The sequence below is a fragment of the Streptomyces boluensis genome (assembly GCF_009908195.1).
In the GTDB taxonomy this organism is placed as follows: domain Bacteria; phylum Actinomycetota; class Actinomycetes; order Streptomycetales; family Streptomycetaceae; genus Streptomyces; species Streptomyces boluensis.
This window is the reverse complement of the sequence record NZ_JAAAHS010000165.1, coordinates 1-15619: the sequence shown is the minus strand read 5'-3', so window position 1 is coordinate 15619 and position 15619 is coordinate 1. Positions and strand designations below refer to the sequence as shown.

Sequence of the window (15619 nt, the reverse complement as noted above, 5' to 3'; positions counted from 1 at the left end):
CCCGAAGTCCTCGCCGGACGGGCCTCCTCAATCGCCGGAGGGGCTCAAATTTGAGCCCCGGTCCGCAAAATCTAGCCCCTCCGGCGTTTGAGGAGCGGGGGTCCGGGGGCTGGCCCCCGAAGCGCCGCAGGCTTTCGGGAAGGGGCGGGGCGGGGAGAAAACCCGGGCGGAGCCCGATAGTTCGTCGCTATCGCTCGCATTGGCCAATCGCCCATTGCGGGCGCCCCACACCTGGTCAAGGCTGAGCGAGCGCGGCCGGCGCAGCGCCGCCGCGGTCCAGCGAAGGGGAGGGCAAAGCTGTGGCACAGCACCTTCGGCTCAACTTCGTCGACGGGCGATGGGTCCACGCGGAATCGGGCCAGACCCGGGAGAACACCAACCCCGCCGACTTCACCGACGTCATCGGGGAGTTCGCCGAATCGGGCGGCGTCGACACCGACCGGGCGGTGGACGCCGCCGCGGCCGCGCTCCCCGCCTGGCGTGCGCTCGGCCCGATCCGCCGGGCGGCCCACCTCACCGCGGCCGGGCGGCTGCTCGCCGAGCGGGCCGACGAGATCGCCGCGGTCATCACCCGCGAACAGGGCAAGCTCCTCACCGAGGCGCGCGGAGAGGTCCAACGGGCCTGCGCCGTACTGGAGTTCACGGCCGGCCAGGCCCGCCTGCTCGGTGGCGTCACCGCGCCCGCCGAGGACGAGCGCACCTTCGCGTACACGTTCCGCCGCCCGATCGGCGTCGTCGGCCTGGTCACCCCGTGGAACTTCCCGCTCGCCATCCCGATGTGGAAGGTGGCGCCCGCCCTGCTCTCCGGCTGCACGGCGGTGCTCAAGCCGTCGCCGCTCACCCCGCTGACCTCGGCCCTCCTGGTCGAGGTGTTCCAGCGGGCCGGGGTGCCCGACGGGGTGCTCAACCTTGTGCAGGGCGATGTCGCTGCGGGCGAGGCGCTGGTCGCCAACCCCGGTGTGGCGGGCATCAGTTTCACCGGTTCGCTCGGCGTGGGCACCGCCATCCACACCGGCGGCGCGCACCGACTGCTCCGTACCCAGCTGGAGTTGGGCGGCAAGAACGCGGTCGTCGTCTGCGACGACGCGGACCTGGACCGGGCCGTCGACGCGGTGATCCACGGCGCGTTCGGGCAGGCGGGCCAGCGCTGCAGCGCGACCAGCCGGGCCGTGGTGGACGTACGGGTCAGGGACGCCTTCCTGGAGCGGTTGGTGCCACGGGTCGCGGGCCTCAGGGTGGGGCCCGGCGACGATCCCGCCTCGAAGGTGTGCCCGGTGGTCAACACGGTGCGCAGGGACGCCGCGCTCGCCGCGGTCGAGGGGGCGCAGCGGGACGGCGGCAAGGTGCTGTGCGGCGGCGGTCCCGAGGAACGTCCGGGGCTGCCCGAGGGGTGCTACGTACAGCCCACCGTGCTCCGGGACGTGCCGTGGGACTCCGAACTCGCGCAGGAGGAGGTGTTCGGGCCGGTCCTCGCGGTGGTGGACGCGGACGGCTTCGACGACGCGCTGCGCATCTCCAACTCGGTGAAGTACGGGATGAGCGGCACCGTGTTCACGGCGTCCCAGTCGCGGGCGTTCGAAGCGGTGGAGCGGTTCGAGGCGGGCATGCTGCACGTGAACCGGCCCGGCGTCGGCGCGTACGCACACCTCCCGCACACCGGCGCGAAGGCCTCGCAGTACGGCCCGCCGGAGTGCTCGCCGGAAGTCTTCGACTTCTACACCGCGTGGCACTCGGCGTGCATCGGTTACTGAACCGGCCCACAGTGAGGGGCCCCGGCGGGATCAACTCCCGCCGGGGCCCTGTGCCGTGGGCCAGGCCCGCTCAACCCCCGATGTTCTCCTCCGCGAGCCCGAACGCCAGCGTCATCCCCGCGCCGCCCACGCCGTTGACGACGGTGACCCCGGGGTCGGGAGAGACCACGAGCTCGGTGCGGCCGTCGCGCAGGGACGGGTAGTAGCCGGTCCAGCGCTCGGTGACGCGGGCGTCGGGAAGGTCCGCGAAGGTGCCCAGGTACTCCAGTACGGCCTCGTTGATCCCCTCGTCCTCGAACGGGTCGTGGGTCATGCCGTACGCGTGGCTGTCCCCGATCGTCAGGCGCCCGTCGGCCGTCTGCGAGAGCAGCACGTGGATGCCGTGCTCGCGGTGGAACGGCAACTCCTCGGCCATCCGCGCCGCAAGGGGTTCACGGGCGGCGAGCCCGTGGAACGCCGCGTAGTGCAGCAGGGTCAGGCCGCCGCAGAGCATCGGGCCGAGCGCCCGGCCGCCGGGCTGTACACCCGTACGCATCATCTGGAGCTTGCAGCGCACCAGACCGCTGTCGGCGTACACGTCGGGGTACAGGGTCGCGAAGTCGTTGCCGCTGCAGACGAAGACCCGCCCGGCCCGCCACTCGCCCGCGGTCGTGGACACCGTGGGCAGGTCCACGGCACGGACGGTGGTGCCGAAGCGCAGCTCGACGCCGTACTCGGAGACGAGGTGTTCGGCGAGGGCCGGGATGGCCCGGCGCGGGTCCACATTGAGTTCGGTCGGGCTCCACATCGCGCCGAGCAGCCCCTCGGGCCGGGTCACCCGGCTGCTCTCCAGGGCCTCGCGGGCGGTGACCATGGCGACCCCGCGGTCCCGGGCGGCGGGCGTCGAGTCGACGAACTCCTCCAGGACCGCGACCTCGTCGGGGTGGTGGGCCAGGTGCAGCGAGCCGCTCTGCTCGGCCCAAAGGCCGGTCTTGGCGGCGACCTCCAGCCAGATCTCCCGGCTGCGCAGGGCCCGTTCGTAGATCGCGCCCCGCTCCTGCCCCACGGCCCAGATCATGCCGAAGTTGCGGATGGACGCGCCCACGGCGAAGTCGTCCCGCTCGAAGACGACGACGCGTTCACCGCGGCGGGCGGCGGCGAGGGCGTGCGCGAGTCCGACGATGCCGGCGCCGACGACGACGGTGTCGGCCTGATTGACGCTCATGTTTCAACCTCTCTCGGTACGGCAGGGTGCGGCGAAGCACGACGAGGTACTGCGAGGTGCGGTGAGCGGTACGGGTGAGCGGGAGGGGCGTGCGCGGCGCGGTCAGGCCGTGGCGCGCGGTCGCCGGTTCCAGTGCGGCAGCATCAGCAGCCCGGCGAGCAGCGCGGCGGCCGCGAAGCCGGTGAACAGCACCCCGCCGGAGAGGAATCCGGGAAGCAGCCCGCCGAGGATCGCCCCGACCGAGCCGCAGCCGTTGACGAGCCCCGCCGCCGTGCCCGCGCCCTTGTCGGTGCCGAAGTCGACGGCGGCGACACACGAGATCATCGAGTCCGCCGCGTACACGGTCAGCCCGATGACGGCGAGCACGGCGATCATGACGGGGACGCTGCCGGTGGCGGTGAGCGGCACGAACAGGCTGAGCGTCACGGTCAGCAGCCCCAGGGCGAGCACACACGGTGGCACGCGCCGCGAGCCGAACAGCTTGTCGGAGAGCCAGCCCACGACGACCGGCGCGAGCACTCCCGCGACCCCGAAGGCGACCGGGATGAGGACCGCTCCGACCTTGTCGACACCGGGCAGTTGGCGGCTCACAAGCACGGGCCCCCACAGCAGGATCGCGTACCGGGCGGGCTTGAGCAGGAAGTACGCGGCACCAAGGGTGAGCACCATCGGGTCGCGCAGCGTCTCCCGGTACAGCGCGAGCCCGGACCCGCGAGGCTCGGACGCGACACCGGAAGCAGCCGCGTCCCCGTCGCTCCCGTCGCTCTCGTTGCCCTCCATCTCCTCGATCCCCGCGTCCCGCGGCGAGTTCTTCTGCAGGAGCACGAACAGGACGAGGACCACGCCGAGCGTCGCCGCGCCCGCGAAGAACGCGACCTTCCAGTCGTCGAACAGGGAGTACGCGATCCAGCCGAGGAACGGTGGCGCGGTAAGGCCGCCGAAGGCGTAGTTGGTGCTCCACAGGCCGAGCACCCGGCCCCGCTGTCGTACGGGGAAGAAGCTGCCCATGTTCTTGCACAGCGGCGCCCAGCCCGCCGACTGCGCGAGGCCCTGCAGCACCATGGCGCCGCCGAACACGAGCAGAGCACTGCTCACACCCATCACACAGGCGGCGACGATCGCGCCGATCATGCCGCCGATGACGACGACGCGCGGTCCGAAGCGGTCGGCCCACATGCCCCACAGGAACTGGCCCACCGCGTACGCGGCGAGGTACACGGCGTCGATGACGCCGAGGACCTGCTCGGTGAGGACGGTGTTGACGCCCGGGTCCTCCAGGATGCCGAGTTTGGCGACGGAGAAGGCCTGCCGTACGAAGTAGAAGCCCGCGTAGGCGAGCCAGGTGATGGCGAAGATGCGCCAGCGCCAGCGGGCGGCGACGGCCGTCCCCGTGGTGGTCCGTGAACTGCGCTGCGGTGGTGCGAGGTCGGCCATGACTGGCTCCTGTCCCTCGTCCTCGTGCGGATACGGAAGATGTGGGGGGCGGCGGTGGGGCATGGCGCGGCACGCACCGTGCGTGCCGAGGGGGAGGGGCGGGATCCCGCGCACGCGGCGCGGGATCCCCGGATCAGGCGGCGGTGAGCGGCTGCCCCGCGGCGATGGCGGTGCCGATCCAGTACGCGTCGAAGTTGCGCAGCCGGTGGCCGTCGGGCAGGCCGGTGACGGGTGCGTTCACGAGGAACGGCACCCGCTGCTCGGTCAGTCCGCCGTGCGAGCGCAGCGGCTCCTTGAAGCCGGAGATGTCGTGCCGGGCCGGGGTGGTGCCGAGCACGGTGTTGCGCTCGGCGATGACGACGAGGTCGCCGATCCGGTCGCCGGGCAGCTCGAACCGCGCGCAGGCCGCCTCACGGGTCAACACCTCGTCCACTCCGTCGAGTTGAGCCAGTTCGGAGGCGAGCGCCGACCGGTCGGCGGCCTTTGGCAGATGGACGGTGGCGTACGAGCCGAGCGCCCCGTGGTGCACCGTGTACGGGTCGGTGATGGGCAGCACGACGCGGGCGGCGCCGGGGGCGAGCCGGGCGTCGAGGACGTCCTGGAGGTGGACGACGCGGGCGGCGCCGTCCGCGTCGGCCTTGGCGTTCATGCCGTGGTCGGCGGTGACGACGAGGACCGCGCCCAGCGCGTCGATGCGCTCGAACCAGTGGTCGAGCATGGCGTAGAAGTCGTTCGCGACCGGGGAGCCGGGGGCGTGCTTGTGCTGGATGTAGTCGGTGAGCGACAGGTACATCAGGTCGGGGCGGTCCTTGTCGAGGATGTCGGCCCCGGCGGCCATGACGAGTTCGCTGAGCCCGGCGCTGTACACGGACGGCAGTTCCATGCCGGTCCGCTCCAGGACCTTGCCGATGCCGTTCTCCGCCTCGGTGGCCTGGTCGGCCTTCTCGGCGGAGAAGCAGATGCCGTCCTTGAGGCCGCTGCCGAGGAGCCGGCGCAGCTTGTCCTTGGCGGTGATGACGGCGACCTTGGCGCCGCGCTGCGAGAACTCCGCGAACAGCGTGGGTGCGCGCAGCAGTTCGGGGTCGTTCATCATGACCTCGGTGCCGGTCGCGGTGTCGTAGAAGTAGTTGCCGCAGATGCCGTGCACGGAGGGCGGCACACCCGTCGCGATGGACAGGTTGTTGGGGTTGGTGAAGGACGGCATGGTGCAGTCGGCCCGCAGATCGCCGCCGTCGCCCAACATGCGCTCCAGGAACGGCATACGGCCGTCCGCGACGGCCCGCTCGTGGTAGGCGTCCTCGCTGCCGTCGATGCACACGACGACGACGGGCCGGTGGGGCCGGTGGTAGCGGCGCCCGTTCACAGTCAGCGGTTCGGTCATGTACGGATCCACCCCAGAGGTCGAAGTCTCGCGGGCGGCAGCCTCGTTCACCGTCCCGCCCTTCATGGGTAGCACCGGCGGGCACGGCGGAAGAACCACCGGATTCGCTATGGCGCCCATAGCCCCACCTGCGAAGGCCCACCCCGTCCTGGCCCTCCCCGCGGGGCCGTCGGCGGGCTAGAGTCGGCGCCCGGATGATCGACGGCGAAGGCGTCGGAAGGTGGACGACGAGCGGGTCGGGCGGTGGACGACGAGCGCGTCGGGCGGTCGGAGGCGTGCGCGTCGTACGGGTCGGGGAGGGGCGCGTGGAACTCAATCTCCACCGGTTGTGGATCTTCATGCAGGTCGTGGAGCACCAAGGGTTCTCCGCGGCGGCGCAGCGGCTCTACATGAGCCAGCCCTCGGTCTCCAACCAGGTCCGCCGCCTCGAACAGTCCCTGAAGGTCACCCTGATCGACCGCTCCGGGACGCGGGCGCGGCCGACCGCCGAGGGCGAGGTGCTCGCCGAGTACGGCAAGCGGGTGTTCCTGCTCGCCGAGGAGGCGGTCGCGGCCGTGCAGCAGGCCAGCGGCCTGGCCTCCGGCCGGCTTCTCGTCGGCGGCTCGACCACCGTCGGCACGTATCTGCTGCCGTCGCTGCTCGCCCGCTACCAGGAACGGCACCCCGGCATCGAGTGCGATGTGTTCGTCGGCAACAACGAAGTGGTCCTCGAACGGCTCCTCGCCGGTGACATCGGCGTCGCCGTGGTCGCCGGGGTGCCCACGGCCTCACAACTCCTCAACGAGACGGTCCTCGACGAACGCCTCGTCCTGGTCGCCGCCCCCACCCACCCCCTCGCGGGGCGCGCGGAGGTACGCCCGCAGGACCTCGCCGACTGCCGTTTCCTGCTCCGCGAACCCGGCTCGCAGACCCGAGTGCTGCAGGAACAGGCGCTCACCGAATGGGAGTTGGCCTCGGCGTCGCGGGGTGCGGTGTGGGGACCCGAGGCGGCGAAACAGTGCGTCGCCGCGGGCCTCGGCATCGCGCTGATCTCGGAGCACGCGGTCGTGGACGATGTGCGGGCGGGCACCCTTGTGGTCCTCCCGGTCAGCCCGGTGCCGCGCCCGCGCCCCGTCAACCTCGTCCGCCGCAGGGACCGGCTGCTCTCCCCGGCGGAGCGCGCCTTCATCGAACTGCTGCGCTCGGCGGGCCGCTGGCCCCGCGAACTACCCACGCCCGAGGCCGAGATGCCCGAGGCGGGGTTTTAGGGACTGCCCCGTACGACCCGCTTGGCCCCCAGGAACACCCGGTACGGTGCCCGCTCCGCGAACGCCGCCCGCGCCCACACCACGGGCCGCCCCACCTCCACACACAGATGCAGCACGGTGTCGTCCCCGAGCCATACGCCCACATGGGCCCCGTACGGATCGCCGTCACCGCTGAACAGCACCAGGTCGAGCGGGCCCGGCTCGGGTACCCGCACCGTGTCGGCCGTGTCGTGCCACAGCTCGCTGGAGCGGAGCGGCGGCACGGTGAGCCCGAAGTGCGCGAGCACGGCGTACGCGAACAGCTGGCAGTTGGCGCCCAGTTCGAGTCCGGGCCGTTCGCCGACGACGGCCGCACCGGGAAAGCGCGCACCCCGGTACGGAACGGACCAGAAACGATCGGGCAGTTGGGCGAGCAGCGCCCCCGAACCGTTCACCGGAGCACCACGCACCCGCGCGCGGCCAGCCGTTCCGCCGGCCCGTCCCGGACCTCCACCGGGTTCCAGCGCAGATCCAGCTTTTCCAGGGCGGGCAACTCCGCGACCCAGTCCGGGAGTTCCCGCACCCCGTTGCCACGCAGGTCGATCCGGCGCAGCAGCGGCAGCCCACGCAGCGCCTCGGGCACCGTCGCACACCGGTTGTCGCGCAGCTCGACCTCGCGCAACTCCCGCAACTCCCCGAAGGAGTACGGGAGTTCGGTGAGCTGATTGCCCCCGAGCCACAGTTCACGCAGCTGAGCGAGGGCGCCGAGGGATGCGGGCAGCGCGGTGAGCCGGTTGCCCTTGGCCCGCAGCTCCACCAGGCCGACCAGGCCGCCGAGCGCGTCGGGCAGCCCGTCGAGCCGGTTCTCGCCCACGTTCAGGTACCGCAGCCGCACCAACCGGCCAAGCGCCTCCGGCAGCGCGGTCAGCCGGTTGTCGTGCAGATACAGGCAGTCGGAGAGGGCGGGCAGCGCGCCGATCTCGTCCGGCAGCGCGGTCAGCCGGTTGTGGCCCAGGTCGAGGGTGCGCAGCCGGGTGAGGCGGGCCAGGCGCGGGGAGATCGTGGTGAGCGCGTTGTCGGCGAGGATCAGCTCCTCCGCGTCGACCCGCTCCCACACGGACTCCGGTACGGAGGCGAGCCCCGCCCGCCAGTGGTCGACCCGGATCAGTGCCACAGAAGCCCCCTCCTCGACGACGCCACCGGCCCGTACGACCCGCGTACTCCCCGCACGACGCGCGTACTCCCCGCACGACCTGTACGGCCCGCACTAATGGTGACGTCCGAAGCTAGCATTAACGCCATGTCGGCAGCGCACCTCGTACTCGACCTCGCCCTCACCATCCGCCACGACGGCCGCGGCGGTGTCGCGGACGACCTCGACGCCCCCGAGGGGCTGACGCGCTGGGTCGCGGAGCACCGGGAAGCGCTGGCCGCCGCGGGCGCCTCGCTCGACGGCTTCGCCGCCGACGCGGCGGGCCTGACAGCCGTGCGCGAGCTGCGCCGGGCCGTGCGCGCACTGTTCGCCCGCGCGGTGCGCCCGGGGGAGCCGAGCCCTGCCGACGCCCACCGGCTGCTGCCGCCCGGCGAGGCCGTAGCCCGCCTCGACGAGGCCGCCGCGCACGTGCCCGTCGTCCCCCGCCTGACCTGGCCCGGCGCGGGCGAACCCCAGGTCACGTACGCGCCCGCCGCCCCCGCCGCACACGTCGGCCTGCTCACGGCGGCCCTGGCCCGCGCCGCCATGACCTTCCTCGCGAGCCCGGACCGTGCCAGACTCCGCGCCTGCCACGCCCCGCGCTGCGTGCGGTACTTCCTCAAGGAGCACCCCCGCCAGGAGTGGTGCAAACCGTCCTGCGGCAACCGAGCCCGAGTCGCGCGCCACCACGAGCGGCACAAGCCCTAACCTCCCCGCATGCGACCAGAACACGACCTGTACCGCCTCCTCACCGGCCTGCGCCCCCACCTCGTCCCCGGCCGGTACGTGTACGCCACCGTCACCGGGGCGCCCCCGGCCGGGCTCGACCCGGTCGTCACCGTGCGCGAGGCCGAGGGGCGCACCCTGGTCGTACGGCAGGAGGAGGCCGACGCCGCCGGGCTCGGGTACGACTTCGTGACGGGGTGGATCACGCTGCGCGTGCACTCGGCGCTCGATGCGGTCGGCCTCACCGCGGCCGTCGCGACGGAACTGGCCGTCGCCGGGATCAGCTGCAATGTCGTCGCCGGCTTCCACCACGATCACCTGTTCGTGCCGTACGCACGCGCCGAGGAGGCCCTCGCCGTACTGGAGCGGCTGGCCGAGGACGCCGTCGAGGCGGCCGGGTGAGGTGACCAACTCGCTGGCGGGTGTGGGGTGTTGAGGGGTGGGATGTGGAGGTGTGGTGAGCGTCGCGCGGGGCCGTTCCGGACGCTCCGTGACGGGCCCGCGCATCCGCGTCGCCGCCCCGGTCACCGCCCCCGCACCCGCCGGGGCCCGGCGTTCGGCGACCGTGAAAGCCACGTACCATGGCGGCATGTCCTTCCTCCGCCGCCGAAGCGCTCCCACCCCCGCCGGCCCGGACTTCGACGTCCTGGCCATGGATCCGGGGGACTGGCCCGGCAACCTCGGCGCGGGCCTGCTGCCCGCACCCGACGGCAGCTGCCAGGGCGTGTTCCTGCGGTACGACCTGTTCGGTGGCCGCGGCCCCGCCATGGTGATCGGCAACCTCCCCGAGGGCTCACCGGCCCGCGACATCGGCGAGAAGGACGTGCCGTTCGAGGTGGCGCAGCTGCTCCTCGCGCTGGACAACGACGAGGAGATCGAGGTCGTCGAGACCGAGGACATGCCCGTCATGCAGGGCGACAACCTGCTGATCGTGCGCCGCCTCAAGCTCTCCGAGAGCCGCATCTCCTGCGTCCAGTTCGACCGCAGTGACAACGTCCTGGTGACCATCGCCGCCTGGGACCGCCCCATCACGGACGACCTGTACGCCCTCCTGAAGCCGCTGCCCGCGGAACTCTTCCAACAGGGCTGACACCCTCCCCGTACGACGCACGACGCCGTACGACATACGACGACCGGGCCCGGTCCTGCCCCCACGCAGGTCCGGGCCCGGTCGCATCCTCAGGCGGGAAGCGCCGTCATGGCTGTCAGCCGGACGGCACCACCCGCACATCCGCGGCCCGCACGAACGCGATCCGGTGACCGAACTGGATCTCGTAGTAGGCGTCCTTGCCGCGCACCACCTTGTGGGTGGACGTGTCGAAGGTCGGGGAGTAGAAGTACTCGGCCGGCACCTTGCCGCCCGTCGCGTACCGCTGGTCCTTGAGCAGCTTGTACGGCAGCGGGGAGACCGGCTGCGGCTCGATGTCCGACGGGTACGCGGCCTTCTCCGGGTACGGGCGGCCGTACACGGGGATGTCCGCGGCGCCGTCCTTGGGCGTGATCGTCGGGCCCGTAGCGTCGACGGCCGTGGGCTGCGCCTTCGGGTTCTTGAACCAGGCCTTCTGGCCGAGGTACCAGACGGCCGTCCAGTCGCCCTTGCGCTCGGCGACCGCGTACTGTTGGCCCGTCGACAGGCGTGAGCCGAGGTCGTTGACGCCGATCGTCGAGTCACCGCCGCCGGGGCGAAGGCCCACGTCCTTGACCAGCGGGGCGCTGTCGCTGGGCTCGGTGTGCAGGCGCACCGCGCTGGAACCGTGCGCCGGGCACTTCTCGCCCGCCTCGGTGCAGCCGGTGAACTCCGGCTTGTGCTTGCCGTATTCGGGCAGCACCGTCACCAGACCGCCGTCCGCGCCCGCGGTCCGCTCGAAGGGCTTGCCCATCAGGGTGAAGTAGTGCTGCCAGTCCCAGTACGGCCCCGGGTCGGTGTGCATGCCGGGGATCGCGGAGGACGTGGAACCCGGCACCGTGTCGTGGCCGAGGACATGCTGCCGGTCGAGCGGGATGTCGTACCGCTTCGCGAGGTACTTCACCAGGCGGGCCGAGCTGCGGTACATGGCCTCCGTGTACCAGGCGTCCGGCTTGGTCAGGAAACCCTCGTGCTCCAGGCCGACCGACTGGGAGTTGATCGCCCAGTTGCCCGCGTGCCAGCCCACGTCCTTGAGCTTCAGGTGCTGCGCGATGTGGCCGTCGGTGGAGCGCAGCGTGTACTGCCACGACACGTACGTCGGGTCCTGCACCAGCTTCAGGGTGGTGTCCCAGGTGCCCTCGGTGTCGTGCACCACGATGTACCGGATCTTCTGGTCGTTGGGCCGGTCGGCCTTGTCGTGGTTGCCGTAGTCCTTGTCGCCGAACTCCTCGTACGGTGCCGGGACCCACTCGCACGACACCGTCTCGGGGCAGTCCGTGGCGGCGGCCCCCGCGCGGCGCAGGCCCAGCTTCTCGACCCGCCCGGCGTCCGGGGTCAGGCCCCTGGTCGCGGTGAGCGCGACGTGCTGGCCCGCGTCCGTGGTGCGCTCCTTGCCGTCCCGGATCACCGCGAACACCTCGTTGGCGTACGAGGCGGCGGAGGCCTGGTCGTCGGCGCCGGAGAACTTCGCGACCGCCGCGTACCAGTCCGCGGGGTCGGCGCTGTCGGCGTCCGCGCCGGACGCGCGCTGCGCGGCGGCGAGGAGCGCGGCGCCGCCCCGGACGTTCGCCGCCGGGTCGGTGCGCAGCTCCTCGGGGGTGAGTCCGGTGAGTTCCGCGGCCCGCGGCAGGGTCTTGAGACGGGCCGGCAGCTCGGACGCGTCGGGCACCTTCGCCTCCGGCACCCGCGCCGGACGCGCGGTGTCACCCCGCGCGTCCTCCGTGCCGTGGCTGTGGTGCGGCGCCTCCTCGATCGCGGTGCGCGCGTCCGTCAGGTGCATCGGGCCGTAGCCGCCGCTGACGCTGGCGGCGCCGCCGTGCGCGTCCCAGCGGGACTGCAGATACGAGACGCCGAGCAGCACGCTCTGCGGCACCTCGTACTCGGCGGCCGCCGCGGCGAAGGCCCGCTGCAGCCGCTCCGAGGGGGCGGGTGCCGACCCGCTCGACGGTGTCGCGGCGACCAGGGGCAGCAGCAGGGCGACCGAAGCCACGGCGCCCGAGGTCCTGAACAGACGCCGACGCACGGTCACATCTCTGGCAAGGGCGGATCCTCGCAATGCAGCCTCCTGGGACGAGTGGGAGCGACGGTGCGTGCGGGGCCGAACGTGGGGTGTCAGTGGTATCGGCTCTCCGACGATCCGTCAATCATGCCTACAGCAAGGGGATTTCCCATGTCAGCGCCGTTCCCGGCGGGTTTCCCCCGCGCACGTCGGCCCGCCTGCGCCGCGTCAGTGGAATGGACCAATTCAAGGGCGCCGAGGCGTGGTTGAACGCACCCCGGTTCCGGTCCCGCACCGCGGCCCCCATCGGCCCCGCGACGGCCGCCGGGACCCGGTCCACCTGTTCGGGCGAAGGCACGTGCCCGACGGTGCGGACGTCCGCACCGCGCCTTGCCGGGGGAGTACGGGAGGAGTACGGGGGCGCCGTGGCCCACGACGAAGAGGGGCGGCGCAGCCCGCAACGGAGAGGGGGCGGCGAGTCGTAACTCGCCGCCCCCTCAGGGGAGTTCACCGCAAACCGGACGCTACTGCTGCGAGCCGCCCCGCGCCTCGGCGGTCTCCGGGGACGGCTCGCGCTCCTCCAGAGGCTGCGACGCCACCGCAGCGGCCTGGCGGCGCTTGATGAAGAAGCCCGCGACCGGCTCCGTGTAGCGCGCGGTGAGCGGGCCCACGATGACCAGGATCAGGACGTACGCCGTCGCCAGCGGGCCGAGCGAGGGCTCCACCCCGGCCGTCACAGCGAGCCCCGCGATGACTATGGAGAACTCGCCGCGCGCCACCAGCGTGCCGCCCGCCCGCCAGCGCCCCTTGACACCGACCCCGGAGCGTCTGGCCGCCCAGTAACCCGTAGCGATCTTCGTCAGTGCCGTACCCACGGCCAGGACGAGCGCGGGCAGCAGCACCGGCGGGATGCTCGCCGGGTCGGTGTGCAGGCCGAAGAAGACGAAGAACACCGCGGCGAACAGGTCACGCAGCGGGCTGAGGAGAGTGTGCGTACCCTCCGCGACCTCACCGGACAGGGCGATACCCACCAGGAACGCGCCCACCGCGGCCGACACCTGGAGCTGCTGCGCGATGCCCGCGACGAGCAGCGTCAGACCGAGCACCACGAGCAGCAGCTTCTCCGGGTCGTCACTGGAGACGAAGCGGGAGATGACCCGGCCGTAGCGCAGCGCCACGAACAGCACGAGCCCCGCCACCCCGAGCGCGATGGCCAGGGTGACACTCGCCGCCGCCAGGCTCACACCCGCCAACAGGGCCGTGATGATGGGCAGATACACCGCCATCGCCAGGTCCTCGAGGACGAGCACACTGAGGATCACCGGGGTCTCCCGGTTGCCGACCCGGCCCAGGTCGCCGAGCACCTTCGCGATCACACCGGACGACGACACCCAGGTGACACCCGCGAGCACCACCGCCGCCACCGGACCCCAGCCCATGAGCAGCGCGGCGAGCGCGCCGGGCAGCGCGTTCAGACCGAAGTCGACGAGCCCCGCCGGGTACTGGGTCTTCAGGTTGGAGACGAGGTCGCTGGCCGTGTACTCCAGGCCCAGCATCAGGAGCAGCAGGATCACGCCGATCTCGGCGCCGATCGCCACGAACTCCTCGCTCGCGCCCAGCGGAAGCAGCCCGCCCTCGCCGAACGCGAGCCCGGCGAGCAGGTACAGCGGAATCGGCGAGAACTGGAACCGCCCCGCGAACCGGCCGAGCAGGCCGAGGCAGAGGATGATCGCGCCGAACTCGATCAGGAAGAGAGCAGAGTGCACGCGGTCACTCCTGCCCGAGGATCGCCGCGGCCGCCTCGATGCCCTCACGGGTACCGATCACGATCAGGGTGTCCCCACCGGCGAGCCGGAAGTCCGGCGCCGGAGACGGAATGGCCGCCGAACGCCGCAGTACGGCGACGATCGACGCACCCGTGTCCGTACGCATCCGGGTCTCACCGAGCACCCGGCCGTTCCAGTGCGAGTGCGTGGACAGCTCGACGCGCTCCGCCACCAGACCCAGATCGGTGGTGTGCAGCACGTTCGGACTGTGGTGCGCCGGCATCAACGCGTCGATCATCGAGGCCGATTCGGGCCCCGTCAGATGCAACGACTGCGCGCAGGCGTCCGGGTCCTCGGCCTGGTAGACGTTGACGGTGCGCGTACCGTCGCGGTGCGCCACGACCGATATGTGGCGGTCCTCACGCGTGGTGAGGTCGTACTGGACGCCGATGCCCGGCAGCGGCGTCGTGCTCATCCGTGGAGCAGGCACAGCCTGTCCCCTCCCTGATCCCCTGACTTGCTGGTGGAATGCGCCGCCCCGGCACCGGCGGACGCGCGGCGTCCGGCGCCCGGCGACAGAGCCCTTGGACCCCGATGGCGAAAGCGGCAAGAGCGCACATCGTGCCATCCGCCCCCGACGCCCCGACATGGGTGTCAGCACGGATGGACACGGGCCGTACCCAACGGACAGGATGGCGCCGGGGGATTCATGTCACCGCAGGTCAGAGCGGTGACCCGGCAGGAGAGAAGGCGGGCGTCCGGCACCACGGACACCCGAAGGGGACGAGAACCATGACGCTGTACCGGCGGATCTTCCTGCTCAACGCCGCCGTCCTCGTGGTCATCGCGCTGCTGCTCCTCGGACCGGTCACCGTCTCCAGTCCGGTACGGGCCTCGGAAGCCGTCGTCCTCTGCGCCGGACTCGTCGTCATGGTCACCGTCAACGCGGTCCTGCTGCGCATCGGCCTCGCCCCGCTCGCCCGCCTCCGCCGCGCCATGTCCCGCGCCGACCTGGTCCGGCCCAGCGCCCGGCCCGCCGTGACCGGTCCCGTCGAGATCGCCGAACTCACCGCCGCCTTCAACGCGATGCTCGACCGCCTCGCCGCGGAACGCGCCACCAGCAGCGCCCGCGTCCTGTCCGCCCAGGAGGACGAGCGCAGCCGGGTCGCCCGCGAACTGCACGACGAAGTCGGCCAGACCCTCACCGCCGTACTGCTCCAGCTCAAGCACGCCGCCGACCACGCGCCCGCGCCGCTCCGTGACGAGCTGCACCAGGCGCAGGAGACCACGCGCGCGAGCCTCGACGAGATCCGCCGCATCGCCCGCCGCCTTCGCCCCGGCGTCCTGGAGGACCTCGGGCTGCACAGCGCGCTGCAGGCCCTCGCCACCGAGTTCGGCTCCCCGCACCTCACCGTGCGGTGCTCGGTGAGCACCGACCTGCCGCCCCTTGACGAGGCCACCGAACTGGTGCTTTACCGCGTCGCCCAGGAAGCCCTGACCAACACGGCACGGCACGCCTCGGCCCGCACCGTCGACCTGCGGCTCAGCTACCGGGACGACCTCGGCACCCGCCTGCTCGTCCGGGACGACGGCCGGGGCATCGGCGGCGCCGAGGAAGGCGCCGGGATCCAGGGCATGCGCGAACGCGCGCTGCTCATCGGCGCCCACCTGCACCTCGACACCACCACGGCCGCCCCCACCGGCACCGGCACCGAGCTCCGCCTCGACGTACCGCCCCGCACCGGACGCCGCACCGCCCCCGAGCCGCGCCCGTCGACCGACCCGCGCCCGTCGACAGCCCCGCAGAGGAACCC

14 protein-coding genes are annotated in these 15619 nt (G+C 72.3%); 6 read left to right on the top strand and 8 right to left on the bottom strand.

The genetic code is table 11. The features are described 5' to 3' along the window. Positions 1-299 precede the first annotated feature (299 nt). A complete protein-coding gene (locus GUY60_RS20680; protein WP_161700011.1) occupies positions 300-1751 on the top strand; it encodes an aldehyde dehydrogenase family protein in 1452 nt (483 codons plus the stop codon). A 70-nt stretch (positions 1752-1821) separates the two neighbouring features. Here the strand turns inward: GUY60_RS20680 and GUY60_RS20675 are convergent, their stop codons facing one another. The 3 genes from GUY60_RS20675 to phnA all read right to left on the bottom strand — a co-directional run bounded on the left by GUY60_RS20675 (position 1822) and on the right by phnA (position 5770). After that, positions 1822-2955, bottom strand: a complete 1134-nt coding sequence (locus GUY60_RS20675) for a TIGR03364 family FAD-dependent oxidoreductase (RefSeq protein WP_161700009.1) — start codon at positions 2953-2955, stop codon at positions 1822-1824. A gap of 102 nt (positions 2956-3057) precedes the next feature. Continuing rightward, the gene (locus tag GUY60_RS20670; RefSeq protein WP_161700007.1) at positions 3058-4389 is read right to left on the bottom strand and encodes an MFS transporter; all 1332 of its coding nucleotides are present in this window, start codon (positions 4387-4389) and stop codon (positions 3058-3060) included. Positions 4390-4522: 133 nt separating this feature from the next. Continuing rightward, the gene (phnA, locus tag GUY60_RS20665; RefSeq protein ID WP_161700005.1) at positions 4523-5770 is read right to left on the bottom strand and encodes a phosphonoacetate hydrolase; all 1248 of its coding nucleotides are present in this window, start codon (positions 5768-5770) and stop codon (positions 4523-4525) included. Between the two features lie 305 nt (positions 5771-6075). Here phnA and GUY60_RS20660 point away from each other — a divergent pair, with 305 nt between their 5' ends. After that, positions 6076-7017 carry a LysR family transcriptional regulator gene (locus tag GUY60_RS20660; protein WP_161700003.1) on the top strand — a complete coding sequence of 314 codons (942 nt, stop codon included), beginning with the start codon at positions 6076-6078 and terminating at the stop codon, positions 7015-7017. Here GUY60_RS20660 and GUY60_RS20655 read toward each other — a convergent pair. Together GUY60_RS20655 and GUY60_RS20650 are read right to left on the bottom strand one after the other, a co-directional pair. Further along, on the bottom strand, positions 7014-7451 hold the full coding sequence (locus tag GUY60_RS20655; protein ID WP_161700001.1) for a C40 family peptidase: 438 nt from the start codon (positions 7449-7451) through the stop codon (positions 7014-7016). The two genes, GUY60_RS20660 and GUY60_RS20655, sit on opposite strands and share 4 nt — an antisense overlap. Further along, complete coding sequence (locus GUY60_RS20650; RefSeq protein WP_312866368.1) at positions 7448-8170, bottom strand: leucine-rich repeat domain-containing protein; 723 nt, start codon at positions 8168-8170, stop codon at positions 7448-7450. Before GUY60_RS20650 ends, GUY60_RS20655 begins: the two co-directional genes overlap by 4 nt. Before the next feature lie 126 nt (positions 8171-8296). Between GUY60_RS20650 and GUY60_RS20645 the strand changes: the two genes are divergently transcribed. The 3 genes from GUY60_RS20645 to GUY60_RS20635 all read left to right on the top strand — a co-directional run bounded on the left by GUY60_RS20645 (position 8297) and on the right by GUY60_RS20635 (position 10004). Next, entirely contained in the window at positions 8297-8896 is a 600-nt protein-coding gene (locus GUY60_RS20645) for a CGNR zinc finger domain-containing protein (RefSeq protein ID WP_161699999.1), read from the top strand. 9 nt (positions 8897-8905) lie between these two features. Continuing rightward, positions 8906-9316, top strand: a complete 411-nt coding sequence (locus tag GUY60_RS20640) for an ACT domain-containing protein (RefSeq protein ID WP_161699997.1) — start codon at positions 8906-8908, stop codon at positions 9314-9316. A 187-nt stretch (positions 9317-9503) separates the two neighbouring features. Then, a complete protein-coding gene (locus GUY60_RS20635) occupies positions 9504-10004 on the top strand; it encodes a hypothetical protein (protein ID WP_161699994.1) in 501 nt (166 codons plus the stop codon). Positions 10005-10119: 115 nt separating this feature from the next. Here GUY60_RS20635 and GUY60_RS20630 read toward each other — a convergent pair whose 3' ends face one another. The 3 genes from GUY60_RS20630 to GUY60_RS20620 all read right to left on the bottom strand — a co-directional run bounded on the left by GUY60_RS20630 (position 10120) and on the right by GUY60_RS20620 (position 14280). After that, positions 10120-12096, bottom strand: a complete 1977-nt coding sequence (locus tag GUY60_RS20630; RefSeq protein ID WP_161699992.1) for an N-acetylmuramoyl-L-alanine amidase — start codon at positions 12094-12096, stop codon at positions 10120-10122. A 467-nt stretch (positions 12097-12563) separates the two neighbouring features. Then, positions 12564-13805 (bottom strand): cation:proton antiporter, encoded by a 1242-nt coding sequence (locus GUY60_RS20625; protein WP_161699991.1) that lies wholly within the window; start codon positions 13803-13805, stop codon positions 12564-12566. Positions 13806-13809: 4 nt separating this feature from the next. Then, positions 13810-14280, bottom strand: a complete 471-nt coding sequence (locus tag GUY60_RS20620; RefSeq protein ID WP_161699989.1) for a cation:proton antiporter regulatory subunit — start codon at positions 14278-14280, stop codon at positions 13810-13812. Positions 14281-14597: 317 nt separating this feature from the next. On the opposite strand from GUY60_RS20620, the gene GUY60_RS20615 reads away from it, so the two are divergent. Continuing rightward, positions 14598-15619, top strand: a 1022-nt coding sequence (locus GUY60_RS20615) for a HAMP domain-containing sensor histidine kinase (protein WP_161699987.1), incomplete at its 3' end; no start/stop codon positions are given.